The sequence below is a fragment of the Candidatus Tectomicrobia bacterium genome (assembly GCA_016192135.1).
In the GTDB taxonomy this organism is placed as follows: Bacteria; UBA8248; UBA8248; order UBA8248; family UBA8248; genus 2-12-FULL-69-37.
Genome location: JACPUR010000038.1, coordinates 52,860 through 78,324, shown reverse-complemented (window position 1 = coordinate 78,324; position 25,465 = coordinate 52,860). Strand labels below are relative to the sequence as shown.

Sequence of the window (25,465 nt, the reverse complement as noted above, 5' to 3'; positions counted from 1 at the left end):
ACGGGAACGCGATCTCCGCTGGATGGGCGAGGCCCTGGTCCTCGCCGCGCGGGGCGCCGGGCGCACCAGCCCGAATCCCGCCGTGGGCGCCGTGGTATTGGACGCCGGCGGGCGTCCGGCCGGGCAGGGCTTCCATGAGCGGGCGGGCGCTCCCCACGCTGAGGCGGTCGCACTGCGGGAGGCGGGGGAGCGCGCCCGCGGCGGCACCCTTTACATCACCCTTGAGCCTTGCGCCCACCAGGGCCGCACTCCCCCCTGCGCCCCCGCCGTCGCGGGGGCGGGCGTCACCCGGGTGGTGGCCGCGGTCCAGGACCCCGATCCGCGCACCGCGGGGCGGGGCTTTCAAATTCTGGTGGATGCCGGCATCCGCGTGGAGGTGGGTCTCCGGGCCCGGGAGGCGGTGCGGCTGAACGAGGGGTTCTTCACCTGGCACCGCGACGGGCGGCCCCTCGTCACCCTCAAGGCGGCGGCGAGCCTGGATGGGCGCATCGCCTCGCGCGCCGGGGCGAGCCGCTGGCTCACGGGAGAGAAGGCGCGGGCCTGGGCGCACGGTTACCGGGATCGGGTGGATGCCATCCTCGTCGGGGTGGAGACGGTCCTCAGGGACGACCCCCTCCTCACCTCCCGCCCGGAAGGGAGGGAGGGGAAGCCTATCCTCAGGGTAATTCTAGATTCCCGGCTGAAAACCCCTGAAACGGCGAAAGTATTGCCCCCGGATCGAGAGGTTGCTACAATTTTGGCCGCCACCCGGGATGCCCCGGCCGACAAGGAGGCGCTCCTCCGGCGGAAAGGGGCCGAGGTCCTCCGGCTGGGGCCTTCCGGCGCGGGCCGGGTGCCGCTCGCTCCCTTGCTCCGGGAACTGGGGGAGCGGGGAGTGCGCCACCTCCTGGTGGAGGGCGGGGGGCGCGTCCACGGGGCTTTTCTGCGGGAAGGGCTGGCCCATAAGGTGCTTTTCTTCCTGGCCCCTCTTATCATGGGAGATGAGAGCGCGCGGGGAGCGGTCGCGGGTCTCGCTCCCCGCACGCCGGGCCAGGCCCTTCGCCTCTCTTACGTGCGCCACGAGGCGCTGGGAGAGGATCTGCTCGTCGAGGGCTATCTCGCCCCGCCGGTCTGGGCAGATTTCGGAGAAGACGGGGATGTTTAGCGGCATCGTGGAGGCGGTGGGCCGGGTTCGCTCCCTGCGGAAGGGCGAGGGCGGGGCGCGCCTGGGAGTCGAGGCCCCCTCCATCGTTCCGGGGGCCAAGCTGGGCGACTCCATCGCGGTGAACGGGGCCTGTGTGACCGTGGTGGCCTTCGACGCCTCAGGCTTCGAGGCGGACCTCTCGCCCGAAACCCTGCGCCGCACCAATCTCGACGCCCTCCGGATGGGGGACGGCTGCAACCTCGAGCGCGCCATGGCCCTAGGGGACCGCCTGGGCGGCCACCTCGTCACCGGCCATGTGGACGCGGTGGGGAGGCTCCGGGGCCGGAGGGCCGAGGGGGACTCGGTCTGGCTCACGGTCGAGGCCCCGGAAGAGGTGATGCGCTACGTGGTGCTCAAGGGCTCGGTCGCGGTGGACGGGATCAGCCTGACGGTGGCGGGGGTGGAAATGGGCGCCTTCTCGGTGGCCGTCATCCCCCACACGAGCGAACGCACCACGCTCGCGGCCAAGGCGGACGGCGCTCCGCTCAACCTCGAGGCCGACTTGATCGGAAAGTACGTGGAGAAACTTCTCGCCCCGCACGCCCAGCCCGGCGCGGCCGGCCGGGGCGTCACCCTGGAGGCTCTCAAAGCGCACGGCTATGCCTAGAACGCAACCGGTCCGGCCCGAGAAAGAAAACGAAAGCGTCTTTTCGGCCATCGAGGAGGCCATCGGGGACATGCGCGAGGGGCGCATCGTCATCCTCGTGGACGACGAGGACCGCGAGAACGAGGGCGACCTCATCCTTGCGGCCGAGAAGGTGACGCCCGAGGCCATCAACTTCATGACGAAGAACGCCCGGGGCCTCGTCTGCCTCGCTCTGACCCCGGAGAAGGTGGAGGCCCTCGACCTCCCGATGATGGTCCCCCGCTACCGCAACGGGTCGCCCTTCGGGACCGCCTTCACCGTCTCGATCGAGGCCCGCGAGGGGGTGACCACCGGCATCAGCGCCCACGACCGCGCCCACACCGTCCTGACCGCCATCCGGCCCGGGGCGAAGCCTTCGGACCTGGTGACGCCGGGCCACATCTTCCCGCTCCGCTCCCAGCCGGGCGGTGTCCTGCGCCGGGCGGGCCACACCGAGGGTGCGGTGGACCTCGCCCGCCTCGCCGGCCTCAACCCCGCGGGAGTGCTCTGCGAGGTCCTGAAGGACGACGGCTCCATGGCGCGCCTGCCCGATCTGGCGAAGATGGCCCGCCGGCTCGGGCTGAGCCTGGTCACCATCAAGGACCTCATCGCCTACCGGATGCAGCACGAGCGCCTGGTGGAGCGGATGGACGAGGCGGAGGTCGAGACCGAATACGGGCGGTTCCACGCCGTGGCCTACCGCAACCGCACCACGGGGCGCATCCACCTGGCGCTGACGATGGGCGAGCTGCGGGCCGAGGAGCCGACGCTGATCCGGGTGCAGCCCGTCAACGCGATTTGGGATCTGCTGGGGCTCCTGCGGAAGGACTGCTCGGACCGCACGCGAAACGCCCTCTCCGCCATACGGGATGCGGGGAAGGGCGCCTTCGTCTACCTCCAGGCCGAGCCCTCCCCGGAGGAGGACGCCCGTCCCTCGGCCGGGGCGGACGGCGGCCGGGTTTCCGTGCCGCCCGATTTCCGGGACTACGGCATCGGGGCGCAGATACTGGTGGACCTCGGGCTCAAGCGCATCCGCGTCCTCACGAACGACGAGCGGCGCCTGGTGGCGCTGGGCGGCTACGGCCTGAAGCTCGAGGGCCGCGTGCCGGTGGGCGTCGAGCCGCCCTTCCCGGGCTCTGGGAAAGGGACCGGAGGCGATTCCTACTTCCAGCGTCCGTAGCCACCCAAAGGGAGAAGCGACGTGGGAATGACGTACGAGGGGAACTTCAACGGCCGGGGCTTGAGGTTCGCCCTCGTCGCCTCGCGCTTCAACGACTTCATCGTCAAGCACCTCATCGAGGGCGCCCAGGAGGCGCTGCGGAAGTGCGGAGTGGAGGAAGGCGCGGTGGACCTGGTGAGGGTCCCCGGGGCCATGGAGATTCCCGCCGCGGCCAAGCAGCTCGCCGAGACGGGGACCTATGACGCCGTCGTCTGCCTGGGCTGCGTCATCCGAGGCGGAACGACCCATTACGATTTGGTCTGCGGCGAGGCAGCGAAGGGTATCTCCCAGGTTTCGCTCCAGACGGGCGTTCCAGCCATCTTCGCCATCATCACGGCCGAGAACGTCGAGCAGGCCATCGAACGCAGCGGCGCGAAGATGGGGAACAAGGGTTACGAGGGCGCCCTGGCCGCCGTCGAGATGGCCACCCTCGCGGCGCAGATGCGCAAGACACAAGCCCGCCGGAGACAAAGGAAATAGCCATGGGAGGCCGAAGAGCGGGCAGGGAGATGGCCTTCCACCTGCTGTACCACCTGGACCGGGTCGAGGGGAATCCGGACGAGGAGCTGGCCAATTTCTTCCGGCTCAACGCCGACCGGGAGGATGACCGGGATTTCGCGGAGCGGCTCGCCCGGAAGCTGCTGGAGAACCGGCAGGAGATCGACCGCATCCTCTCGGACCTGAGCAAGCGCTGGACCCTCCACCGCATGGACGCCGTCACGCGGTGCCTCCTCCGCCTGGGTGCCTGCGAAATCCTCTATTTTCCCGAGACGCCCCCGCAGGTGGCCATCGACGAGGCCGTGGACTTGGCCAAGCAGTACGGCCCGGAAACCTCCGCGGGCTTCGTGAACGCCGTCCTGGACCGCTTGCTGCGCGAACAGACCCTCGCGTGACGTGATCCGCGTCCGCCTCTCCCCCCGGCCGTTAGAGACGATCCCGGTTTTCGTGGCCGTCTCCGCCTTCACGCAGGAAGAGATCCCTCTGCGCGGCCTCGCCGAGCGCATGGACGTTCTTCTCGGCGGGGAAGCGAGCCGCTTGATCCAGGAGGGTCGCCTGAGCGGCAGGTGGAGCTCCCAAGCCCTCATCGCCACGCGCGGCCGTTTGGCACCCGACTACGTCCTGTTCGCTGGGCTGGGGGCGGGGCAGGGATTGACCCTCTCGGCCCTTTCCCTCAGGGTAGAGAAAATCGTGGACCGGCTGCTCCGCACTTCCGCCCGGAGCATCTCCATGACCGTCGTGGGCAGGGAAACGCGCGGGGCGGGCTTTTCCGCCATCGCGGCCGAGACCTTCCAGGGCGCCCTGCGGGCGCTCTCGGCCTCGCCGGTGGACCTGAATCTGACCATGTGCGAGACGAATCCCGCCCATTACCTGGAGCTCGTGGCCGTGGGCGAGCGTGCGGTCTTCCGCCGCCCCGAGGGGCGGGGCCTTTCGCTGGAGGTCGAGGTATGAGGCGCTTTTGGGTGGGCGGCAGGGGGATGCTCCTGGCGGCGCTTCTCGCGTTTCTGGGCGGCTGCGGGTATACCCTGGAGGGAACGCGGCGCCCGGCCTCGCTGGGCGACGCCCGCTCCATCGCCATCCCCCTGATCCAGAACTACACGCGCGAGCCCGAACTCGACGTAACCCTGACGAACTCCGTGCGGCAGAGGTTCCTCCTGGACGGCCGGCTCCGGCTGGCGGACTTGGCGGATGCGGATCTCGTGCTGGACGCGGCGGTCAGCGAGTACCGGCTGGACCCCATCGGCTTCAGCGGAGCGGATCAGGTTCGGCGCTTCCGCATCCTCATCCGCACGCGCGTCCTGCTGCGGGACACCCAGCGGGGGCGCATCATCCTCAACCAGGAAATCGACTCCGAGGCGGAGTACGACATCGCCGCCGCCATCGGCGGAAGCCAGCAGGCCCGGACCGGAGCCATCGGCGCCGCCGCCACTCAGTTCGCCGAGGACCTGCTCAGCCTTATCCTGGAAGGCTTCTAATTAATGGCCGCGCGCCGCTCCCCGGGCTCCTCCGGCGCCGGCCTCCGGCTCCTCCTCGCGGACCTCAAGAAGGGGAAGCTCTCTCCGCTCTATTTGCTGCACGGCCCCGAGGCGCTGCTGCGGGACCAGGCCGTGCAGGCCATCCGGCGGGCCGTCCTCCCGAAGGAGGCGGCGGACTTCAACTACGATCGCTTCCATTGGCCCGAGGCGAAGGCCGCCGACGTGGCCGCCGCCGCCCAGACCCTCCCATTCATGGCCGAGCGGCGCCTCGTCGAGGTACGGGGCTTCGAGCAGGTGAAGGAAGAGGATGCGGGGGTGCTCCTCCCGCTCGTGGAGAGGCCGCCCGAGACCGCCGTCCTCCTGTTCATCACGGACAAGGCGGATATGCGCTTCACCTTCTTCCGCAAGCTCGCCCAGGCGGGCGTGGAAGTGCGCCTGGAGGCGCCTTCCGAGAGCGAGCTGCCCGAGTGGGCCCGCGCCCAGGCGGCGGAGCTGGGCATCACCCTCCGGCTGGAGGCGGCGAACTTGCTGGTGGAAATGGTGGAGCGCTCCCTGGGACGCCTCCGGGCCGAGCTGGAGAAACTCGCCACCTACGTGGGCCCGGGAGGGGAGGCGGGAGAGGAAGAGGTGCGGGAGGTGGTGGGACGCTCGCGGGTGGACGCGATGTTCAAGCTCGGCGATACCCTCGCGGCGGGGGACACGGCCGGCGCGCTCGTGATGCTCCGGCGCCTGTGCGAGACGGAATCCCAGTACGCGCTGGTGGGCATGCTGCGCTCGCAGCTCCGCCGCTGGCTCTCGGCGAAGGCGCTCTCGCTGAAGGGGAGGCCCGCCCGGGAGGTGGCCTCGGTCCTGAAGATCCCCCCCTTCGCCGCCGAGCGGCTAGCGCAGGAGGTCAGGGGTGCGAGTGGGCGCTTCCTGCGCGAACTGTACGGCAAGCTGGTCGAGGTGGACCGCCGGATCAAGCGCACAGGAGACGACCGGCGCAGGCGGGAGGCGCTCGAAATGCTCATCCTGGAGATGGGCCAGGACCCGGGAGGGTTCGGGCGCAGGAAACGGACCGGGGCGGGAGGGGCCCGGCCGAGCTAGCCCTTTTTCGCCGCGCTTTCCTTGTGGATGCGGCGGGCGAGGCGGGAAGCCTTCCGCGAGGCGTTATTGCGGTGGATGACGCCGCGGGCGGCCGCCTTGTCGAGGAGCTTCTGGGCGCCGCGCAGGGCCTCGGCGGCATTGCCCTTCTGCTCGATGGCCGCAGTGACGTTCTTGACCGCCGAGCGGACGCGGCCACGGACGATGCGGTTGCGGGCCCGGCGCGCCAGGCTCTGGCGGTGACGCTTTTTCGCGGATCGGGTGGTGGCCACCTGGTATCGGCTCCTTTTTCGGGTTTTTACGCGGCTTGCTTGAGATGCCGCCAACGGCGGGCTAAAATAGCACGCGTCTGAGCCTTGTCAAGCCGGCCGCCTATTCCCGCCCGTGGAACCAGGTGTGTGGCTCTGGAGCCGGATTCGCCGCCCATATCGCCGCCCCCACCGAGACGGGAGGGAATCTCCCGCTCCGCCGGGACCATCGGCGCGGCCACCCTCATCAGCCGGATCGCGGGATTCGTCCGGGACATCCTCATCGCCCGCGCCCTCGGGGCCGGCCTCGCGGCGGACGCCTTTTTCGTAGCTTTCGCCATCCCGGCCCTCTTCCGCAACCTGTTCATGGAAGGGGCGCTGAACTCCTCCCTCATCCCCATTTACACCGAGATCCGGAAAGAAGAGGGCCCGGAGGCCGCCCGGCGGTTCTCGGGGGCGGTGGCCATCCTGGTCGGGGCGTTCCTGGCCGTGATGTGCCTCCTCGGGGTGATCTTCAGCGGCTTTCTCGTCAGCGTGCTGGCCTCGGGCTTCAGGGGCCATCCGGAGAAATTCGCCCTGGCCGTCCGCCTGACGCGCATCATGTTCCCCTTCTTGTTCTTCATCGGCCTGTGGGCCATCGCGGCGGGCCTCCTGAACGCGGCCCGGCGGTTCTTCGTGCCCGCCGCGACCCCGGCGATCCAGAACGTCGTAATGATCGCGGCCCTCCTCGCGGCGGGATGGCTCGGCGCCGGGGAGGATGCCGTCTACTGGCTGGCCGCCGCCGTGGTGGCGGGGGGGATTCTCCAGGCCCTCTGCCAGCTTCCGCTCATGGTGCGCGCGGGCGTCTTGCCCGCCCCGGCCGTGCCGTGGGCGACGCCCGGCGTCATGCGGTTCCTCCGGCTCATGGCGCCGGCGGCCTTCGCCGCGGCCATCCTGCACCTGAACAGCCTCGCGAACCGCTGGCTGGCCTCCTTCCTGCAGGAGGGCGCCATTTCGTATCTCTACTACGCGAACCGGCTGGTGCAGTTCCCCCATGGCATCCTGAGCCTGGCGGTGATGGCCGCGGCCTTCCCGGTCCTCTCGGAGCGGGCCGCCGAGGGAAGGCGCAACCAGGAAGGGGCGGGGGAGGGCTGGCGCCGCATCCTCGCCGAGTCCGGGAAGCTGACCCTCTACATCACCCTTCCCGCGACGTTCGGCCTCCTGGCGCTGGCCTATCCCATCATGGAAGTGCTTTTTCAGCGCGGGGCCTTCGGGCCCGAGCAGACGGCGGCCAGCGCCGCCGCCCTGCGCGCCTATGCCCTGGGGCTTGTGTTCTTCGGGTTCGTCCGCCTCCTGTCCGCCGCCTTCCACACCCGGCTCGACACGCGCTACCCCATGCGGTGCGCCTATGCCGCCGTAGCGGCCAACATCCTCCTCAGCCTCCTCCTGATGTTCCCCCTTGGGTTCGTGGGCTTGGCCCTCGGGACGACGTTCTCGAGCGCCCTGAACGCGGCCATGCTGGTCCGGGGCTTGCGGGGCGCGGGAGGCGAATGGCCCGGCGAGGAACTGGGGCGGGCGGTCCGGCAGCTTTTGCCCATCTCCGCCGGCATCGGAGCGGCGGCCTGGCTGGCGGTCATCCTGCTCTGGCCCGCCCAGGCCTCGTTCCTGGTGCGGGCGCTGACCCTGCTCGGGATCCTGTCCGCCGCGGTGGCGATCTATGCCTGGCTGTGCGACGCGTTCGCCCCGGAAGGAAGGGTCCCTTGGCGGGGGCTCTTGCGCCTGGGGAGAAGGAGGGCCTCGACATCGTCCGGCGCGTGAAGCCCAAATCCCCCGCGCAGCCCAGGAGGAGCCTTGCGCCGGAGCTCGGGGAGTTGCTGCGCTCCTTCGAGGACTTCCTTGCGGTGGAGCGCCGCCTCGCCCCTCTGACGGTGGAGAGCTACGCCTTCGACGTGCGCTCCTTCCTCGCCTGGGCCCAGGAGACGGGGGCGGGAAACCCTCTGGCCTGGGACCGGCCGGCCGTGGCCGCCTACCTGGGCGCCCAGCGCCGGCTGGGAAAGTCCGATCGAACCCTGCGCCGGCACCTCTCGACACTGCGGGCCTTCGCGCGCTTCTTGGTGCAGGAAGAGCGGGTGAAGACGAACTTCACGGCCGACATGGCTCAGTCCGCCGCCTGGAAGCGCCTGCCGAAAACTTTAACGGACGACGAGGTGGACCGCCTCCTGGCCGCCCCGGATGAGAAAACCCTCGAGGGACAGCGGGACGGTGCGATGCTGGAGCTCCTCTACGCGACGGGCCTGCGGGTGAGCGAGCTGGTGGGGCTGGGCCTGGGCCAGGTCCGGCTCGACGCGGGGTTCTGCCTCATTCACGGGAAAGGGGATAAGACTCGCCTGGTGCCTTTGGGCGATGTGGCCCGCCGCCGGCTGGCGGACTACCTTGATGAGGTCCGGCCCGCGTTCCGGCGGGGGAGGCTGTCGGAGCATCTTTTCTTGACCCGCCGGGGCGGGCCGATGACCCGGCAGGCCTTCTGGGTCCGGTTGAAGCTTTGGGCGAAAGCCGCTGATATTCAAAAGGAAGTGAGCCCACACATGCTGCGGCACAGCTTCGCGACCCATCTTCTGCGGCGGGGGGCGGACCTCCGGGCGGTCCAGGCCCTTCTGGGCCACGCCGATATTTCGACGACCGAGATCTACACCCAGGTGGACCGGGACGCCCTCCGGGACACCTTGGATCGGTTCCACCCTCGAAATTGAGGCGTATTTTTTACGAAACTGGGGAACTTCAACCTATTGACGCCCCCTGACGGCCAGCGTACGATCCGCCCCGGTGTGACGTACGTCACCGCGCGAGGAGCAGAGACCTTTTGGCCATCCGGACATCCGCTTCCCCTCTAGCAGGGCCTGATCGGCTCATCCACATCATCGGAAACCGGGATGAATCCCTCCGGGCGGTGGAGAAGGCATTCGGGGTGAAGATTCGCGTCACCTCCGAAGGCTTCTCGGCGGAGGGCGAGTCCGCCCCCGTGGATGCGGCCCTGCGCTTCCTGGACGACCTGCAGGCCTGCCTAGAGGAAGGGGTGCGGTTCGATCCCTCCGAAGTGGCGACCCTGGTGCGGGCGGTGGTGGGCGAGCCGGGCCTCACCCTGCGCGACCTGGCGGCCGGGCGTATCTCGGTTTCATCGAAGCGGCGCTACATCATCCCGAAGAGCCCGGTGCAGCGGGACTACCTGGAGGCCATCCGCCAGTGCGACGTGGTTTTCGGCATCGGCCCCGCCGGAACCGGGAAAACCTATCTCGCCATGGCGGCGGCCGTGTCCGGCCTGCTCCAGAAAGCCTATTCGCGCATCGTCCTCACCCGTCCGGTGGTGGAGGCGGGGGAGAAGCTCGGCTTTCTGCCCGGCGACCTCCAGGAGAAGGTGAACCCCTACCTCCGCCCTCTCTTCGACGCGTTGAACGACATGGTGGAGTTCGAGCGGGCCGAGCGCCTCATCCAGCGGGGAGAGATCGAGGTCGCGCCCCTGGCCTACATGCGCGGGCGCTCGCTGAACGACTCGTTCATCATCTTGGATGAGGCGCAGAACACGACCCCGGAGCAGATGAAGATGTTCTTGACTCGCCTGGGGACGGGCAGCAAAGCCATCGTCACAGGGGATATTACCCAGATCGATCTGCCGGAATCGGCGGGATGCGGCCTCATTCACGTCCATAAGGTGCTGACCCATCTCGAAGAGGTGCGGTTCATCTTCTTTACGGAGCGGGACGTCGTCCGAACCCCGCTGGTCCGAAAAATCGTCTCCGCCTATGAAGCGACCCGGGTCTGACTCCCTCCGCCGGCCGTACGCGCAGCTTAGGGGCCTCTCGAGGATAACTTCCTGATGACGCGAACCGGCACCCAGAAAGCGTCCGGCAAAGCCAAGAACGGCTTTCCGCGCCGGCTCCAGCCCCGCGGCGGGGCCCGGAAGCCCTCTCAGCGGGCCATGGTGGGCGGCGCCTACTTCCCATGGGTGATGGGAGCCGCGCTGAGCCTCTTCATCGCGCTCGTCACGACGACGGGCCTCTACTCCACCTCCGTCAGCTACCGGGTTGGGGACATCGTCCGCCGGGACATCAAGGCACCCGAGGACATGTACGTTCAGGATCCGGCGGCGACCGAGATCCTCCGCCAGGAGGCGCGCGAAAAGGTCCTCCCGCACTATGACCTGGACACGAAGCTCGACGACGAGATCGAAGCCAGGATCCGCAGTGTCTTCGACACGGTCCAGAAGACGCTGCGGGCGCAGAGCGACGTCGTCCGCAACACGCTGCTGGCCGAGGCCGGCAAGGCCCCTGACGTGATTTCCGAAACCCTCGTGCTGGAAGGGGTCTTCAAGTCGCCCATCTTCCGCGGCGCGGAGGAAGCCTTCGAGCGCGCCTTCGAGGGGGCCGTGACGCCCCGGATACGCGAATGGTTCCGCGAGAACCGCTACGAAATCTGGATACGCCAGGACCTGAGCAAGCTCTTCCGGACCGCCCTCGCGGCCGTCATCGTGAGCGACAAGCAACTCTATGGGACGCACATCGCCAAGGGTATCATGGTCCGCGACATCCGCTCGGGCAGGCGTGTCAATCTGGACGCCTCGATCGTGCCCATCGAGCTACGCGCGGTCGAGGGCTTTCTGAAGCAGCGGGCCGGGCGGCTCGACCTCCGGACGTCTCCTCCCTTACGGGAGCACCTCATCGCGCTGGCCGCCAAGGTCACGCGGCCCAACTTGACCTTCAACAGCCGGGCGACGGTCGAGGCGCAGCAGGAGGAAGCCGCCAAAATCCAGCCCGTGACCCAGCTCCTCAAGGAAGGGGAGATGATCGTCCGCGAAGGCGAACGCATCACCGAAAACCATGTCATCAAGCTGAAGAGCCTCGACAAGACCGACCGCCAGCGCCACGTCGTGGACAACATGCTGGGGACGGCGATCGTCTCCTTCCTCCTCCTCTCGCTCGCCTGGGTCTGCGCGAAGCGCTACCTGCTGAGCATCCTGCGGGGGCCCAAGCCGCTCGTGCTATTCGTGATTCTCCTCATGTCCCAGGCGCTGCTGGTCAAGCTGGGTCTCCTGGTGGCCCTCACCCTCCACGAGGCCTATCGGCAGGTGGCGCTGCACTCGTTCCATTTCATCATCCCCTTCGCCTCGGCCCCCATGCTGGCCGCCCTCCTGTTGGGCCGCTCGGCCGCCGTGATGATGGCCGTCGTGACGGCCGGCCTGACCGCGCTGCTCATCCCCGGGAGCGTCCAGTTCAGCCTGATGGCCCTCGCGGGCGGGGTATACTCCGCCATTCAGTGGAAGCACTACCGCCAGCGCTCCTCGATCCTCCTCGCCTGCATGTCGATCGGGCTCATCAACGCGGCGCTCGCCCTGGGCTTCAGCATGCAGGAAGGCATTTCCGTCGCGGTGATGCGATGGATGGCCGTCCCCCTGGCGTTCGCGGGCGGGATGGCGAACGTCATCGTGGTGTCGGCGGCCATGCCCCTGCTGGAATCCGTCTTCAAGCTGACCACCGACATGCGGCTCCTCGAACTGACGGACCAGAACCATCCCGTGCTCCGCCAGCTGGTGGTCCGGGCGCCCGGCACCTACCATCACAGCCTCATCGTCGGGAACCTCGCCGAGGAGGCCGCCGAGGCCATCAACGCCCACCCGCTGCTCTCGCGCGTGGGCGCCTACTTCCACGACATCGGCAAGATCTTCAAGCCCGAATACTTCATCGAGAACCAGGGCCGGGAGAACCGGCACGACCGCCTGAGCCCCAACATGAGCGCCCTCATCCTCATCAGCCACGTCAAGGAGGGCGTCGAACTGGCGCGGGAGCACAAGCTGCCCCAGGAAATCATCGACATGATCGCCCAGCACCACGGCACCTCGCTCATCCGCTATTTCTACGAGAAGGCGAAGGGCGCCAAGAGCGGGGACGAGCCGCGCGAGGAGGCCTTCTGCTACCCGGGGCCCAAGCCCCAGACGCGGGAGACGGGCATCCTCATGCTCGCCGACATCGTCGAAGCCTCCTCCCGCGCGCTGCCCGACTCCTCGCCGGGGCGCCTCGCCGCCCTGGTGGAGCGCGCCATCCAGACCGCCTTCGCCGACGGGCAGCTCGACGGGTGCAACCTGACGCTCAAGGATCTGGGACGGATCCAGGCGGCCTTCCTCCGGGTGCTGGCCGGAATCCACCATCACCGGGTAACCTATCCGGGGCAGCCCGCCCCGGAGAAGAAGGGAGCCCCGAATGGCGGTGTCTATCCAAAACCGGCAAAAGCGGGTCAGGGTCGCCTTGCCGGCTCTGCGGCGGCGGGCGGAAGCAATCCTCTCAAGCCTCCGCTCGGAGCATGAGTCGGTAAGCGTCGTCCTGATCAGCGACCGGGCGATGCGCCCGCTAAACCGGCGCTTCCGCGGCCTCGATGAAACCACCGACGTCCTTTCCTTTCCTCTCCCCACTCCCGCCGGAGGCGGGGACGAGGGCCCCTACCTGGGCGACGTGGTCATCTCGGCCGATGAAGCCGCCCGGCAGGCCGCGGAGGAAGGGGAGTCGCTCGCCGAGGCGATTGATCGGCTCCTGATCCATGGCATCCTTCACCTCAAGGGGCACGACCACCATGCCCCCCGTGAGGCGGGCCGGATGCGCCGGAAGGAGAGGGAACTCGGCGGGATTCTCGAAAAAATGCGGCGTGGAGAGCACCGGCGACGGAGGTGAGCGCATGGAGCGCCTGTGGGCGCCCTGGCGGCGGGATTTCGTGGTAAAGGGTGCTTCCGCCGGCGAAGGCGACAGCGCCGGCTGCATCTTCTGCGCCCTGCCAGGGGCCGCCGACGGGCCCGGGAATCTCATTCTCCACCGGACGCCGGGCGCCTACGTCATCATGAACAAGTATCCGTACTCGAACGGCCATCTGATGGTGGTGCCGTTCCGCCACACGCCGGACTTCACCTCGCTGCTCCCGGGGGAGGCGTCGGAGATGATTCTCCTGGCCCAGCGGTGCGTGGCCGTCCTCCGCCAGCGGATGAACGCCCACGGCTTCAACGTGGGGTTCAATCTGGGGAAAGCCGCCGGGGCGGGAATCGAGGAGCACGTACACCTGCACGTCGTCCCCCGCTGGGAAGGGGACCACAACATGATGACCGTCCTGGGCGGCGTCCGGGTCATTCCGGAGGACTTGAGCCGCACCTACGAGACGCTCCGCCCGGCGTTCGATTCCAGGGGCTGACTCATGGGGAACCTGCGCTTTCTCCTCGGGCTCGCCGGCGCCCTCGCCGTGGCGAGCTTCGGGGCCGTGAACATGGAAGTGGTTACGATTGATTATTACTGGGGCACGCTCAGCCTGCGGCTCTTTTATCTCCTCCTCGCCGTCTTCACCGCGGGCTTCCTCATCGCCTGGCTGGGCGGGCTCTTCGACCGCATGCGCTACCGCCGCGCGCAGCGGGCGCTCCGCCGCCAGGTGCGGGAGGTCGAGCGGGAAATGGAGCGGGTCCGGGAGCAGAGCGGCCGCCTCCTCGCCGCGTCGAACGAGCACCCCGGAGATCAGAAGCCCCAGGAGACATACCCCGCCCTTCCGCCCCCGGCCGGCGCGGCCGCGCGCCCCGATCGAGAGGAAGGCAAGGATGGCCCGAACGCCTAGGGCCGAAGCCGGCGCCCCTCCCTCCGCCGATGACCGCGCCCCCGCCGGGGCATGGACGGCCCCGGAGAAGTCCACCCCCGCCATGCGCCAGTACCTGGAGATGAAGGCGCGCCACCCGGACGCGCTTCTCTTCTTCCAGATGGGCGATTTCTACGAGATGTTCTACGAGGACGCCCGGCAGGCCGCCAAGGCGCTCGAGCTGGCCCTTACGTCCCGCCAGAGCGACGCCGATGGCCCCATCCCCATGTGCGGCGTCCCCATCCACGCCTACGCCCCTTACTGCGCCCGGCTCCTCGAGGCAGGGTACAAGGTGGCCATCTGCGATCAGATCGGGAATCCGGCCGAGGCGAAGGGGGTCGTCCGCCGCGAAGTGGTGCGCGTCCTCACCCCGGGAACGGCGGTGGCCGACCCGCGATTCCTGGACAGCAAGGAGTCCCAGTACCTCGCAGGGCTCCTCCCGGGGAAGGAGGGGTGGGGCCTCGCCTGGGCCGACATCACGACGGGAGAGTTCCACGCCTTGGAGATCGGGGGCAGCCGCCCGGAGTCCCTCCTGGCGGGCGAGCTCGAGCGCCTCCGGCCCCGGGAGGTCCTCCTCCCGCAGGGCGCGGCGATGCCCGCGCCCGCCCAGGCCCGCCTTCGGGAGATGAGTGCGCGGGTCGAGGCCCGTTCCGCCCAGGCCTTCGCCCCGGGGACGGCCGGGGAGCGGCTGGCCGGTCAGTTCCCGGAGGAGCCTTCGATGGGAGAGATCGCCCGGGCCCACCCCGCGGCGGCGGGGGCGGCCGCGGCGCTCCTGGAGTTCGTGAGGGAGAACCAGCCGGGAGGGCTGCCGCACCTTCGTCCGGTCGCCTTCGGCCGGCTGGCGGACGTCATGGTCCTGGACGCGGCGACGCAGCGGAACCTCGACCTCGTGCGCTCGGCCGCCGACGGGGGGAAAAAGGGAACGCTCTTTCACCTCCTCGACGAGACCCTCACCGGCATGGGCGGGCGTCTCCTCAAGAAATGGGTGCTGGCGCCGCTGGTGTCGGCCGCGGCCGTCGCGCACCGGGCGGACGCGGTGGAGGAGTTCGTGGAGAATGCCTCCCTCCGCCTGGGCCTTCGGGAGAGCCTCCGGTCGGTGCAGGACCTGGAGCGCATCCTGGGCCGGGTGGGACTCCAGACGGCGAACGCGCGCGACCTCTGCGGCCTGGGCGCCTCGCTCGCGGCGCTGCCCTCGCTGGGCGCCCGCCTGGAGGAAACCCGGGCCGCCGCGCTCCGCCAGCTCGCGGAAGGGTGGGACCCCCTCGAGGAGCTGGCGGGGGAGCTGCGGAGGGCCATCGTGGACGACCCGCCCGCGGGCATCCGCGACGGCGGGATGTTCCGCGACGGGGTGGACCCGGAGCTCGACCGCCTTCGCCTCGCGGGGCGGGAAGGGAAGTCCTGGCTCACGGCCTACGAGGCGCGGGAGCGGGAGCGCACGGGCCTTCCGGTCAAGGTGGGCTTCAACCGCGTATTCGGCTTCTATCTCGAGCTGACGAAGCGCTTCTCCGACCAGGCGCCGCCCGAGTACACGCGCAAGCAGACCCTGGTTTCGGCCGAGCGCTACATCACGCCCGAGCTCAAGAAGATCGAGGAGGACGTCCTCGGGGCCGAGGAGAAGGCGAAGGAGCTGGAGTTCCTCCTCTTTGGGCGCCTGCGCGCGAGGGTGGGGGCCGACTCGAAGCGCCTCCTCGCGGCGGCGGATCGGGTGGCCCGCCTGGACGCCCTGGCCGCGCTGGCCGAGGTGGCCGCCCGGCGGGGGTACGTGCGGCCGGCCGTGGATGAGGGCGAGGCCATCGAGATCGCGGAGGGGAGGCATCCGGTCATAGAGGCCGACGCGGCCTCTCCTTCCTTCGTGCCGAACGATCTGGAGATCGGCGGCGAGAGGCAGGTGCTTATCCTCACCGGGCCGAACATGTCGGGCAAATCCACCTACCTCCGCCAGTGCGCCCTCATCGTCCTGATGGCGCAGATGGGGAGCTTCGTGCCCGCGCGCTCGGCGCGCATCGGGCGGGTGGACCGCGTTTTCACCCGGGTGGGCGCGCACGACCGCCTGCTCGACGGGCAGAGCACCTTCATGGTCGAAATGGTGGAGACGGCCGCCATCCTCCGGGAGGCCACGCCGCGCAGCTTCGTGGTGCTGGACGAGGTCGGCCGGGGCACGAGCACCTACGACGGGGTGAGCATCGCCTGGGCGGTGGTGGAGTTCCTCCACAACTCCGAGCGCTGCCGGCCGCGGACGCTCTTCGCCACCCACTACCACGAGCTGGCGGAGCTGGCGAAGGTGCTCCCCCGGGTGCGGAACCTCACGGTCGAGGTGCGGGAGTGGGGGGAGGAGGTGGTCTTCCTCCGGAAGGTCATCGAGGGGAGCTGCGACCGCAGCTACGGAATCCACGTGGGGCGCCTGGCGGGGCTGCCGCCCGAGGTCATCGCCCGGGCGCGGGAGCTTCTGGCCGGCTTCGAGGCCGCCCCCGAGGCCCGCGGGGTGCCCCGGAGACCGCCGCGGGCGGGGAAGGGGGCGCGCGAGCAACTCTCGCTCTTCGCCGGTCCCCCCTCACCGGCCGAGGAGGCCCTGAGGGAGCTTTTCCCCGATCGGATGACGCCCCGGGAGGCCCTGGACGCCCTATATTCCTTGAAATCCTTGCTCAAAAGCGGCCGTATTGAGGATCCGGATGGCTTGGGCTAGAATCCCCGCTCAAGGCTGGGAGGAATAATGGTCGCTAAGCTTATGAATTCCGGCGGTTTCGGGCATTGGTGGGCGGGAGCGATGGTCCTGCTGCTGGCGCTCATCGCCGGGGCACCCGCGCTTCCCGCCTCCGGCCCCCAGCAGACGCTCCGGATACGGGACCTCCTCGTCGTCGACAAAAGCGGCCAGCTCATGGTCTTCGCCTCCCTGGACGACCCCTTCGCCTCTCCCGAGCTGTTCGAGGCGGTTCAGAGCGGAGTCACCACCCGCTTCACGTTCGAGGTGGGGCTGATCCGCACCCGCCGCTTCTTCTACGACAGCGAAATCGCGGCCCGGCGGGTGGTCCACCAGGTGAAATACGACACCCTCAAGAAAGCGTATGCGTTCCTGGTCCAGCGGGAGCCCCAGGAGGCCATCCAGCGGGTGACGCAGAACCGCGAGGAGATGGCCGACTGGATGCGGGAGATCAACGGCCTCTCCATGGCGCCCGTCCGCGACCTCGACCTTCAGAGCCAGTACTACATCCGCATACGGGCCAGGGTGAACTCCGTGGATTTCGGCTTCCCCTTCAGCTACATCCTGAGCTTCATGGGCAACCGGACCGAGTGGGCCTACACCCAACCCTTCGGCCCCCGGGGGATGTGAGCGATGTATCCGCCGACGCTCAGCTACGACGAGATCACAGCCCGGCGCCGCAAGAACATCCTGAAGGTCACGCTCGCCGTCATCGGCGTCACCGTCCTCCTCCTGACGGCCTGGATATACTTCAAGGAGCTCGACCCGGGCACCCCGCTCCTGAACAACGTCGTCGTCTTCGCCCTGGTCAACCTGAACATCATCCTCCTGATGGTGCTGGCCCTCCTGGTGGTCCGCAATCTCGTGCGCCTGTTCTACGCGGCCCGCACCGGGCCGGGCGGCTCGCGGCTCCAGGTCAAGCTCATCGTGGCTTTCGTGGGCTTCACCCTCGTCCCATCGGTGGTGCTCTTCTTCCTGGCGAGCGGTCTCATCAACAAGAGCTTCAACACCATCTTCAGCATGAAGGTCGAGGTCGCCCTCAAGGGCGCCTTCGAGATCGCCCAGACCTTCTACCGGGAGACCGAGCGGACCGTCCTCTCCGAGGCCGAACAGATCGCCCACCGGATCGAGAAGGCCGGCTGGGGGCACTCCTCCCCGGCCGACTCATGGAGTGCCCTCGCCGAGCGAGAGCGCAAGGAGATGGGGCTGGACGCGGTCTGGATCTTCGGTGCCGACCGCAAGGAGGTGGCCTCGGCGCGGCGCCCGGACCTACCCGAGACCGCCGTCTTTCAGCCCCATGCCGGATACCTGGACAAAGTGATGGAGGGCGAGCCCCGCTCGAGCGTCGAGAGCTGGGGGGAGGGCGACGGCGTGCTGGGCGTCTATCCTCTCAAGGCGGAGGGAAAGGTCACCGGCTTCGTCGTCGTCTCCAAGTACATCTCCTCCCGGCTCGCCGAAAGGGTGAAGAGCATCTTCCGCGCCTACGAGGACTATAAGGAACTCGAGCTCTCCAAGAATCCCATCAAGGCCAGCTACACCATCACCTTCCTCCTCATCACCCTGCTCATCCTCTTCGCGGCCATCTGGTTCGGCTTCTACGTCGCCCGGGGCATTACGGTCGCCATCGAGAAGCTGGCCGAAGGCACGCGGGCCGTCTCCGAGGGCGACCTGGAGTACCGCGTTGACGTGCAGGCGGACGGGGAAGTGGGCATCCTCGTCGACGCATTCAATCGCATGACGCAGGAGCTCAAGGCCAGCCGCGAGAAGATCGAGGTCGCCTCCGAGGGTCTTCGCCGCTCCAGCGCCGAAGTGGATCGGCGCCGCCGGTACATGGAGGCCATGCTCGAGAATATCGGCACGGGCGTCGTCTCCATCAACCGGCGAGGACGCGTCACCATTCTCAACAAGGCGGCGGGGGAGCTTCTCGGCATCGCCCCCCTGGACGCCGTGGGCAAGCCCTTCAATGAGGTCTTCCAGAGCCAGCACCTCGAGCCCATCCGGCGGCTCTTGCGCTCCATGCGCTCCGAGGAGCGGGAGAGCGTCTCGGAGCAGGTCGAGCTGATGATGGACGGGAGGGTGCTCACCCTCCGGGCCAGCCTCACCCTCTTGAGGGGAGCCGAAGGGCAGCGCCTGGGCGCCGTTGTCGTCTTCGACGACATGACCGCCCTCATCCGCGCCCAGAAGGTGGCGGCCTGGCGCGAGGTGGCGCAGGGGATCGCCCACGAGATCAAGAATCCCCTCACGCCCATCCAGCTCTCGACCCAGCGCATGCGGCGGAAATTCGAGCAGGGGGCAGTGGACTTCCCCGAGGTATTCGAGGTATGCACCGATACCATCGTCCATCAGGTGCAGAGCTTGATGGAGCTGGTGAACGAGTTCAGCCGGTTCGCCCGGATGCCCGAGCCGCGCCTGCGGCCTGCGCAGCTGGGGTTGATCCTGGAAGAGGTGGTGAATCTCTACCGGGCCCGGAAGGGCGATGTGTCGGTGACCATATCCATCCAGGAGAACATCCCCCTCATCATGGCGGACGCCGAGCAGCTCCAGCGCGTGTTTATCAATCTGCTGGAGAACGCCTTCGAGTCCATCGAGGGGGGAGGGGAGGTCCGCGTGCGCGCCTTCTCCGACCGCAACCAAGTCGTCGTCGAGGTGGCCGACCAGGGGAAAGGCGTGCCCGAGGGCATGAAGGCCCGCATCTTCTCCCCCTACTTCTCCACCAAGGAGCATGGCTCCGGCCTGGGGCTCGCCATCTGCCACCGCATCGTGGCGGACCACAACGGGATGATCACCGTGCGGGACAACCATCCCCGGGGCTCCATCTTCCGCGTCAACCTGCCATTGACGCACGCGGCGGCCCCGGCCGCCGAGAGGACGGCGACCATTGGATAAGGGACATGTGCTGATCGTGGACGACGAGGATGGCATCCTCTCCAGCCTGGAGGCCATCCTGCAGGACGAGGGCTACCGCGTCGTCAAGGCCAGCACGGGCGAGCACGCCCTGGATCTGGTCCGGGCCGAGGTGCCCGACGTCATCCTCGTGGACGTCTGGATGCCCGGCATCGACGGCATCAAGACCCTCCAGGCGGTGAAGGAGACGAGTGCCGATACCGAGGTCATCGTCATGTCGGGCCACGGCAACATCGACACCGCCGTGGCCGCCACCAAGCTTGGCGCCTTCGATTTCATCGAGAAACCGCTTTCGATGGAGACCGTCCTCCGCGTGGTGAGCCAGGCGGTGCAGAGCCGCCGCGCCCGCGACGCGAAGACGGCGGGCCGGGCCGTCTCCTTCATCGACGGAAACGATTCCAAGGTCGCCGACCTCCGCTCCGCCCTCGAGGACGCCGCGGGCGATCTCCGGCCGCTCGTCCTCCTTGGAGAGAGGGGCACCGGCAAGCGTCATCTGGCGCACGTCCTCCACAACCGGGGTGTCACCCGCGAGGGTCCTTTCGCCCCACTCCACTGCCGGTCGCTGCCCTCGCCCAAGCGCAAGGGGGAGTTCCTGGCCTCGCTCCGGCGCCTCCTGCCGGCGGCCGAAAGCGGCACCATTTATCTGGATGGATGGGAACTGGCGCCGGCGGAGGAGCGCATGGAAATCCTCGACGCCTTTTTCCTCCACGCCAAGGACGGGCACCGGCTCGTCGTCGCGATTGACGAAGAAGGCGGGGAGGCCCTCGCCCTCGCCGCCGTAGCGGCCGGACGCGTCAAGGGGCGCGAGCTGCGCCTACCCCCCCTCCGGGAGCGGCGCGGCGACATTCTGATCCTCGCCAACTTCTTCCTGGCCGACGCCGCCCGGGAGGCCTCCCGCGAGAAGGAGTTCTCCGAGGACGCCCTCGCGGCGCTCTATCAATACGACTGGCGGGGGAACGTCACAGAGCTCAAGAGCGCCGTGACGCGCGCCGCTTACACGGCGCCGGGCCGCCTCGTCCGCGCCGAGCACCTTCCGGCCCCGCTCCAGAGGGGAGTTCTCGAGGCGAATGGCGCGGGCGCGGCCAATTTCAAGGAAGCCCGCCGGGAGTGGGAGCGCCGCTTCCTTTCTCTCCACCTCATCCACAACAAGTGGAATGTGGCGGCCACCGCGCATGCCGTCGGCATGACCCCCGCGAGCCTCGGCCGCATCCTCAAGCGCCACGGCATCGAGCCGCCCGCACCCGTCCGCCGGAGCGCCCCGGGCGGCTCGCAGCGCACCATCGGCCGCAGCCTGGTGCTCTACGGGCGGGGCCTGCACTCGGGGCTGAAGACGGGCCTCATCATCGAGCCGCTGCCGCCGAACAGCGGCATCCGCTTCGGGAGCCTCACGACCTCCGACACCGTCGCCGCCCGGGTCGAGTTCGTGGACAACACCAACCATGCCACCAACCTGCGGAACGGCCCCGTCGTCGCCCGCACCATCGAGCACCTGATGAGCGCCCTCCACGCGCACGGGGTGACGAACCTCCTCGTGAAGATCGGCGAAGAGGTGCCCGTCATGGACGGCTCCGCCGTGGAGTTCTGCCGCCTGCTGGAGGAGGCCGGGCTCGAGGAGCAGGGTGAAGGGGCGGCGCCGCTGACGCTGGACAAGGTGTACGAGGTGGGCGAGCGGGGCTCGCCCGAAGGCTACATCCGGGCCGAACCCTCCGACGAGCTCGTCGTCTCCTATCTCCTTGACCTCCCGAAGCCCGTCGGGCGCCAGAGCTACCGCTACCACCACACGGGCCCCGAGAGCTTCCAGAATGAAATCGCCCAGGCGCGCACCTTCAGCTTTATCTGGGAGCTGGAGAGCCTCGAGCGCATGGGTCTCGGCGAGGGGGGGCGCTGGGGGAACGTTATCTTGGTAGACAAGGAGCGGGTGGTGAACACCGAGCTTCGCTACCCGGACGAGTTCGTCCGGCACAAGATATTGGACGTGATGGGCGATCTCTATCTCCTCGGCCGCCCCCTTCGGGCGAAGGTGACGGCCGAGCGCACCGGCCACCGCCATAACGTGGCGCTGGTGCGCCTTTTGACCGAAGCTCTCCTGTAGGCGCGGGCGGCCTTCGCCCCCGCCGGGATGGACCCGGCCTTGGACCCGAAACCGGCGCTCACGTACCAGGCCGCGGGCGTGGACGTGGAGGCGGGCGACCGCTTCGTCCGTGCCATCTCCCGCTCCGTGCGCTCCACCCGCGAGGGCCGTGAGAACCGCATTCCGCCGAGCCTGGCGGACTTCGCGGGCCTCTTCCGCCTCCCCACGGGCCTCAAGGAGCCCATCCTCGTCTCGGGGACGGACGGGGTGGGCACCAAGCTCCTCGTCGCGCAGCGCCTTGGCCGCCACGGCACAGTGGGGATCGATCTCGTCGCCATGTGCGTGAACGATGTCCTCACGACGGGCGCCGCACCCCTCTTCTTCCTCGACTATCTCGCCACGGGCAAGCTGGAGGCGGAAATCCTCGCCGCCGTGGTGGAAGGCGTGGCGGAGGGATGCCGCAGGGCGGGCTGCGTCCTGCTGGGAGGGGAGACGGCCGAGATGCCCGGCGTGTACGAGCCCGGCGTGTACGATCTGGCCGGCTTCGCGGTCGGGGTGGTGGATCGGGAGGAGAGCGTGGACGGGGGCGCGGTGCGGGAGGGCGACGTCCTCCTGGGACTCTCCTCCTCGGGCCTCCATAGCAACGGCTACTCCCTCGTGCGGCGCATCCTCACCGATCCATCGGAATGGGAGAGGACGGAGCCCCACCCGGAGCTGGGCCGTCCGCTGGGCGCGGTGCTCCTCGAGCCCACCCGCATCTACGCCCGGGCCGTGGCCGCCATCCGGGGGAACGGCGGGGTCCACGGCATGGCCCACATCACGGGAGGGGGCCTCCCGGGGAACGTCTGCCGCATCCTGCCCGAGGGGCTGCAGGCTCGCTTCGAGGCGGGGAGCTGGCCCGAGCCGCCCATCTTCGGCCTGCTGGCGCGGCGGGGGCCGGTGGCGCGGGCCGAGATGTTCCGCACTTTCAACATGGGGCTCGGCTGGGTGGTCGCGGCCGAAGCCTCGAAAGCCCAGGAGATCGAGGACGCCCTGGTGCGAACGGGCGAGGCCGTCCACCGGGCCGGGCGGGTGGTCCGCCGGGGGGCGGGCGAGCCTCCTGTGACCATCGCGGGAGAAAGAGAATGAAGCAGAAGCTTCGCGTCGCTGTTCTTGCCTCGGGTCGGGGGACGAACCTCCAGGCTCTCCTGGACGCGGGGAAGGATGCGGATTACCCGGCCGAGGTCGTGCTGGTCCTCAGCGACAAGAAGGACGCCCACGCCCTGGCGCGCGCCCGGGAGGCCGGGGTCGCGGCCGAGTGCATCGACGCGGCCGGGCCGGACCTCTTCCCGCGCGTCGGGGACCGGATTGAGCGGTCGGGGGCGGGGCTGGTCTGCTGCGCGGGCTTCATGCGCATCCTCCCGCCTGAGTTCGTGCGCCGTTTCGCGGGGCGGCTCCTGAACATCCATCCCTCGCTCCTGCCGAGCTTCCCCGGCCTCCACGCCCAGCGGAAGGCGCTGCGGGCCGGGGTCCGGATCGCGGGCTGCACTGTCCACTACATCGACGAGGGGGTGGATACCGGCCCCGTTGTCCTGCAGGCCGCCGTGCCCGTGCTCCCGGGGGATGACGAGGACGCCCTCTCCGCCCGCATCCTGCGCTACGAGCACCGGATCTACCCCCTGGCCGTGCGCCTCATCGCCGAGGGGCGGGTGCGCCTGGAGGAGGGGAGGAGGGTTCGCTTCGAGGGAGCGGCGGAGCAGGGCGCCGGCTTCATCTCCCCTCCGATGGCCGGCCTCACGGCTCCGTGCGAAGAAAAATAGGAAATTCCGCCGCCTAGGCCATTTCTTGACAGCCTGGAGTGCCCTCCTTAGAATCGGGTCTGCCCAATGTGGATGTCCGCCGCTTGGCGTCCACCTGGAGGGTTCCTCATTCCGCCGATTCGCGCCGCAGCCTTTTTTCTCCTGGCTGCCTTTCTGCCAATCAACCCCGCTGCCATGGGCGCCGAGGCGCCCCGGGGCGAGAGGCCCCGCGCGGACGCGCTCATCGGCTCCCTCCAGCGGAAATACGAGGCGACGGTTGCCCTGGAGGCGGATTTCGAGCAGGAGAACGAACTTCGCTCCCTCGGCCAGACCACCCGCTCGAAGGGCAAGATCTGGCTGCGCAAGCCGGGCCGCGTGCGGGTAGAGTACATCGAGCCCGAGAAGCAGCTCGTCGTCTCGGATGGAAGCAAGCTGTGGGTGCACACGCCCAAGCTGAACCAGGTCATCGAGAGCGAGGTGACGTCCGCGCCTTCGACGCCGTTCGTCTTCCTGGCGGGGAAGGGTGATCTGCGGAAGAGCTTTGACGTGAAGGTGGAGGATTTCGGCCTGCCGCCGCGTCAGGAGGGCGCCTGGAAAGCGGGCCAGCCCCACCGGCTCTCGCTGACGCCCCGGCAGCCGCAGCCCGGGTTCAAGAAGATGTGGCTCGAGGTGGATCCGGCCACCTTTCAGATCACCGGCGTCGAGTACATCGACCCGCTGGAGAACCGGAGCCGGATGCGTTTCTCCGGCATCAAGGAGGGCGGGAAGATTCCCGACTCCCTCTTCCAATTCCAGGCGCCACAGGGCGCGGAGATTCTCCGCATGCCAAGCCCCGGCGCCCAAAGCCGCTGAGAGGTTTCATGGTGTCTTTCATCATGGCGTCGCCGGTAGTGGAGTGGCTCCTGAGCGCGGGGCAGACCATCTTCTGGGCGGTCCTCGTCCTGGGCGCCCTCATCTTCGTCCACGAGCTCGGCCACCATCTCGCCGCGAAGAAGCTGGGCATCGGCGTCTCCGTCTTCTCGCTCGGCTTCGGACGGCGGCTCTGGGGCTTCCACCGGGGCGAGACGGAATACCGCCTCTCCCTCATCCCGCTGGGCGGCTACGTGAAGCTCGTGGGGGAGGACCCCGAGGCGGGCGCCGAGCCCCCGAAGGAGCCCGAGAAATCCTTCTACCTGCGTCCCGTGAGCCACCGGCTCATCGTCATCGCGGCGGGGCCGCTGGCCAACATCCTCGCGGCCGTCGTGCTGAGCTGGGGCCTCCACGTGGCGGGCATCCCTGTCCCCGGCACCTGGGTCGGCGGGGTGCTCCCGAACTCGCCGGCAGAGGCGGCCGGCCTCCGGCCGGGCGATCACATCGTCGCCGTCGACGGAAAGCCGGTCCAGAAATGGAACGACCTCGTCGAGATGGTCCGCGAAAAGGCCGGCAAGCGCCTCCCCTTGCTCATCGACCGGGCCGGGGCGAAAGTGACGCTCCCCGTCACCCCCACCTCGAAGGGCGAGGACGGGCAGGAGCTCGGCTACGGGCGCATCGGCATCAGCCTCGGGCAAGGATTCGTGACCGAGTACCACGGGCCGGTGGAGGCGCTCGGCCAGGGCTTCCTGCAGACCTACCGCATCGCCCGGCTCACGGTCGTGTCCCTCTACGCCATGGTGGCGCGCATCATCCCGGCCGACATCGGCGGCCCCATCCGCATCTCCGTGGTGGCGGCCGAGCAGGCCCAGCGCGGCCTCCGGTACCTGGTGATGTTCACCATCCTGCTGAGCGTGAACTTAGCCATCCTGAACCTGCTGCCCATCCCCATCCTGGACGGCGGGCACATCCTTTTCCTGGGCATCGAGGCTGCGCTGGGGAGGCCGCTGAGCCTCCGGGTGCGCGAGACGGCCATGCAGGTGGGGACGGTACTCCTCATCGCTCTCATGATTTTCGCCACCTACAAGGACAGCGTATATTACCTTCTCAGCCGCGACGGGGAGGCGCCGGCCCGGCAGGAGCCGCAGAAACAGCCGGTTCCGGCGAAGCCGCCCGCCCCGGCCGGGCAGCGCTAGGCGCGTCCG

General features: G+C 68.9%; 24 protein-coding genes. 23 read left to right on the top strand and 1 reads right to left on the bottom strand.

What is annotated here, in order from left to right; genetic code table 11:
- The first annotated feature begins 22 nt into the window (after nt 1-22).
- Genes ribD through holA form a run of 8 tightly spaced genes read left to right on the top strand, consistent with a single transcriptional unit; the run spans nt 23 to nt 6,086 of the window.
- On the top strand, nt 23-1,144 hold the full coding sequence (gene ribD / locus HYZ11_16055) for a bifunctional diaminohydroxyphosphoribosylaminopyrimidine deaminase/5-amino-6-(5-phosphoribosylamino)uracil reductase RibD (GenBank protein MBI3129120.1): 1,122 nt from the start codon (nt 23-25) through the stop codon (nt 1,142-1,144).
- A complete protein-coding gene (locus HYZ11_16050) occupies nt 1,137-1,790 on the top strand; it encodes a riboflavin synthase (protein ID MBI3129119.1) in 654 nt (217 codons plus the stop codon). The genes ribD and HYZ11_16050 overlap by 8 nt, the downstream gene beginning before the upstream one ends.
- Nucleotides 1,783-2,988 carry a 3,4-dihydroxy-2-butanone-4-phosphate synthase gene (ribB, locus tag HYZ11_16045; protein ID MBI3129118.1) on the top strand — a complete coding sequence of 402 codons (1,206 nt, stop codon included), beginning with the start codon at nt 1,783-1,785 and terminating at the stop codon, nt 2,986-2,988. Before HYZ11_16050 ends, ribB begins: the two co-directional genes overlap by 8 nt.
- Before the next feature lie 27 nt (nt 2,989-3,015).
- Nucleotides 3,016-3,507: a 6,7-dimethyl-8-ribityllumazine synthase gene (locus HYZ11_16040; GenBank protein MBI3129117.1), complete on the top strand. Its 492-nt coding sequence runs from the start codon at nt 3,016-3,018 to the stop codon at nt 3,505-3,507.
- Nucleotides 3,508-3,509: 2 nt separating this feature from the next.
- Nucleotides 3,510-3,920, top strand: coding sequence for a transcription antitermination factor NusB (gene nusB / locus HYZ11_16035; GenBank protein ID MBI3129116.1), 411 nt, complete (start codon nt 3,510-3,512; stop codon nt 3,918-3,920).
- 52 nt (nt 3,921-3,972) lie between these two features.
- Nucleotides 3,973-4,476, top strand: a complete 504-nt coding sequence (locus HYZ11_16030) for a hypothetical protein (GenBank protein ID MBI3129115.1) — start codon at nt 3,973-3,975, stop codon at nt 4,474-4,476.
- Nucleotides 4,473-5,000, top strand: coding sequence for a hypothetical protein (locus HYZ11_16025; GenBank protein MBI3129114.1), 528 nt, complete (start codon nt 4,473-4,475; stop codon nt 4,998-5,000). Before HYZ11_16030 ends, HYZ11_16025 begins: the two co-directional genes overlap by 4 nt.
- 3 nt (nt 5,001-5,003) lie before the next feature.
- Complete coding sequence (gene holA / locus HYZ11_16020; protein ID MBI3129113.1) at nt 5,004-6,086, top strand: DNA polymerase III subunit delta; 1,083 nt, start codon at nt 5,004-5,006, stop codon at nt 6,084-6,086.
- Here holA and rpsT read toward each other — a convergent pair.
- Nucleotides 6,083-6,355 (bottom strand): 30S ribosomal protein S20, encoded by a 273-nt coding sequence (gene rpsT, locus HYZ11_16015; GenBank protein ID MBI3129112.1) that lies wholly within the window; start codon nt 6,353-6,355, stop codon nt 6,083-6,085. The genes holA and rpsT overlap by 4 nt on opposite strands.
- A gap of 126 nt (nt 6,356-6,481) precedes the next feature.
- On the opposite strand from rpsT, the gene murJ reads away from it, so the two are divergent.
- The 15 genes from murJ (at nt 6,482) to rseP (ending at nt 25,456) form a co-directional block, all read left to right on the top strand.
- On the top strand, nt 6,482-8,128 hold the full coding sequence (gene murJ / locus HYZ11_16010) for a murein biosynthesis integral membrane protein MurJ (GenBank protein MBI3129111.1): 1,647 nt from the start codon (nt 6,482-6,484) through the stop codon (nt 8,126-8,128).
- A 53-nt stretch (nt 8,129-8,181) separates the two neighbouring features.
- The gene (xerD, locus tag HYZ11_16005) at nt 8,182-9,060 is read left to right on the top strand and encodes a site-specific tyrosine recombinase XerD (protein ID MBI3129110.1); all 879 of its coding nucleotides are present in this window, start codon (nt 8,182-8,184) and stop codon (nt 9,058-9,060) included.
- Between the two features lie 110 nt (nt 9,061-9,170).
- Nucleotides 9,171-10,127, top strand: coding sequence for a PhoH family protein (locus HYZ11_16000; GenBank protein MBI3129109.1), 957 nt, complete (start codon nt 9,171-9,173; stop codon nt 10,125-10,127).
- Between the two features lie 54 nt (nt 10,128-10,181).
- A complete protein-coding gene (locus tag HYZ11_15995; protein ID MBI3129108.1) occupies nt 10,182-12,662 on the top strand; it encodes an HDIG domain-containing protein in 2,481 nt (826 codons plus the stop codon).
- The gene (gene ybeY / locus HYZ11_15990; GenBank protein MBI3129107.1) at nt 12,604-13,023 is read left to right on the top strand and encodes an rRNA maturation RNase YbeY; all 420 of its coding nucleotides are present in this window, start codon (nt 12,604-12,606) and stop codon (nt 13,021-13,023) included. The genes HYZ11_15995 and ybeY overlap by 59 nt, the downstream gene beginning before the upstream one ends.
- Before the next feature lie 4 nt (nt 13,024-13,027).
- Nucleotides 13,028-13,531, top strand: coding sequence for an HIT domain-containing protein (locus HYZ11_15985; protein MBI3129106.1), 504 nt, complete (start codon nt 13,028-13,030; stop codon nt 13,529-13,531).
- 3 nt (nt 13,532-13,534) lie between these two features.
- Entirely contained in the window at nt 13,535-13,942 is a 408-nt protein-coding gene (locus HYZ11_15980) for a DUF1049 domain-containing protein (GenBank protein MBI3129105.1), read from the top strand.
- Entirely contained in the window at nt 13,926-16,643 is a 2,718-nt protein-coding gene (gene mutS / locus HYZ11_15975; protein ID MBI3129104.1) for a DNA mismatch repair protein MutS, read from the top strand. The genes HYZ11_15980 and mutS overlap by 17 nt, the downstream gene beginning before the upstream one ends.
- Before the next feature lie 27 nt (nt 16,644-16,670).
- Nucleotides 16,671-17,288 (top strand): DUF4390 domain-containing protein, encoded by a 618-nt coding sequence (locus HYZ11_15970; protein MBI3129103.1) that lies wholly within the window; start codon nt 16,671-16,673, stop codon nt 17,286-17,288.
- A 3-nt stretch (nt 17,289-17,291) separates the two neighbouring features.
- Nucleotides 17,292-19,544, top strand: a complete 2,253-nt coding sequence (locus HYZ11_15965) for a PAS domain-containing protein (GenBank protein ID MBI3129102.1) — start codon at nt 17,292-17,294, stop codon at nt 19,542-19,544.
- Nucleotides 19,537-21,654, top strand: a complete 2,118-nt coding sequence (lpxC, locus tag HYZ11_15960; protein MBI3129101.1) for a UDP-3-O-[3-hydroxymyristoyl] N-acetylglucosamine deacetylase — start codon at nt 19,537-19,539, stop codon at nt 21,652-21,654. Before HYZ11_15965 ends, lpxC begins: the two co-directional genes overlap by 8 nt.
- Nucleotides 21,655-21,681: 27 nt before the next feature.
- Complete coding sequence (locus tag HYZ11_15955) at nt 21,682-22,761, top strand: phosphoribosylformylglycinamidine cyclo-ligase (protein MBI3129100.1); 1,080 nt, start codon at nt 21,682-21,684, stop codon at nt 22,759-22,761.
- On the top strand, nt 22,758-23,432 hold the full coding sequence (locus tag HYZ11_15950; protein ID MBI3129099.1) for a phosphoribosylglycinamide formyltransferase: 675 nt from the start codon (nt 22,758-22,760) through the stop codon (nt 23,430-23,432). The genes HYZ11_15955 and HYZ11_15950 overlap by 4 nt, the downstream gene beginning before the upstream one ends.
- Before the next feature lie 174 nt (nt 23,433-23,606).
- On the top strand, nt 23,607-24,263 hold the full coding sequence (locus HYZ11_15945; protein MBI3129098.1) for an outer membrane lipoprotein carrier protein LolA: 657 nt from the start codon (nt 23,607-23,609) through the stop codon (nt 24,261-24,263).
- An 8-nt stretch (nt 24,264-24,271) separates the two neighbouring features.
- On the top strand, nt 24,272-25,456 hold the full coding sequence (gene rseP / locus HYZ11_15940) for an RIP metalloprotease RseP (GenBank protein ID MBI3129097.1): 1,185 nt from the start codon (nt 24,272-24,274) through the stop codon (nt 25,454-25,456).
- Nucleotides 25,457-25,465 lie beyond the last annotated feature (9 nt).

Excerpts from the sequence above, each read along its gene's own strand:
- mutS (MBI3129104.1), top strand. The coding sequence starts at position 13,926 with ATGGCCCGAACGCCTAGGGCCGAAGCCGGCGCCCCTCCCTCCGCCGAT.
- HYZ11_15965 (MBI3129102.1), top strand. The coding sequence starts at position 17,292 with ATGTATCCGCCGACGCTCAGCTACGACGAGATCACAGCCCGGCGCCGC.
- HYZ11_15995 (MBI3129108.1), top strand. The coding sequence starts at position 10,182 with ATGACGCGAACCGGCACCCAGAAAGCGTCCGGCAAAGCCAAGAACGGC.
- HYZ11_16040 (MBI3129117.1), top strand. The coding sequence starts at position 3,016 with ATGACGTACGAGGGGAACTTCAACGGCCGGGGCTTGAGGTTCGCCCTC.
- HYZ11_15970 (MBI3129103.1), top strand. The coding sequence starts at position 16,671 with ATGGTCGCTAAGCTTATGAATTCCGGCGGTTTCGGGCATTGGTGGGCG.
- HYZ11_15955 (MBI3129100.1), top strand. The coding sequence starts at position 21,682 with ATGGACCCGGCCTTGGACCCGAAACCGGCGCTCACGTACCAGGCCGCG.
- ribD (MBI3129120.1), top strand. The coding sequence starts at position 23 with ATGGGCGAGGCCCTGGTCCTCGCCGCGCGGGGCGCCGGGCGCACCAGC.
- HYZ11_16050 (MBI3129119.1), top strand. The coding sequence starts at position 1,137 with ATGTTTAGCGGCATCGTGGAGGCGGTGGGCCGGGTTCGCTCCCTGCGG.
- holA (MBI3129113.1), top strand. The coding sequence starts at position 5,004 with ATGGCCGCGCGCCGCTCCCCGGGCTCCTCCGGCGCCGGCCTCCGGCTC.
- nusB (MBI3129116.1), top strand. The coding sequence starts at position 3,510 with ATGGGAGGCCGAAGAGCGGGCAGGGAGATGGCCTTCCACCTGCTGTAC.
- HYZ11_15985 (MBI3129106.1), top strand. The coding sequence starts at position 13,028 with ATGGAGCGCCTGTGGGCGCCCTGGCGGCGGGATTTCGTGGTAAAGGGT.
- ribB (MBI3129118.1), top strand. The coding sequence starts at position 1,783 with ATGCCTAGAACGCAACCGGTCCGGCCCGAGAAAGAAAACGAAAGCGTC.
- HYZ11_16025 (MBI3129114.1), top strand. The coding sequence starts at position 4,473 with ATGAGGCGCTTTTGGGTGGGCGGCAGGGGGATGCTCCTGGCGGCGCTT.
- rseP (MBI3129097.1), top strand. The coding sequence starts at position 24,272 with ATGGTGTCTTTCATCATGGCGTCGCCGGTAGTGGAGTGGCTCCTGAGC.
- HYZ11_15945 (MBI3129098.1), top strand. The coding sequence starts at position 23,607 with ATGGGCGCCGAGGCGCCCCGGGGCGAGAGGCCCCGCGCGGACGCGCTC.
- HYZ11_15950 (MBI3129099.1), top strand. The coding sequence starts at position 22,758 with ATGAAGCAGAAGCTTCGCGTCGCTGTTCTTGCCTCGGGTCGGGGGACG.
- HYZ11_15980 (MBI3129105.1), top strand. The coding sequence starts at position 13,535 with ATGGGGAACCTGCGCTTTCTCCTCGGGCTCGCCGGCGCCCTCGCCGTG.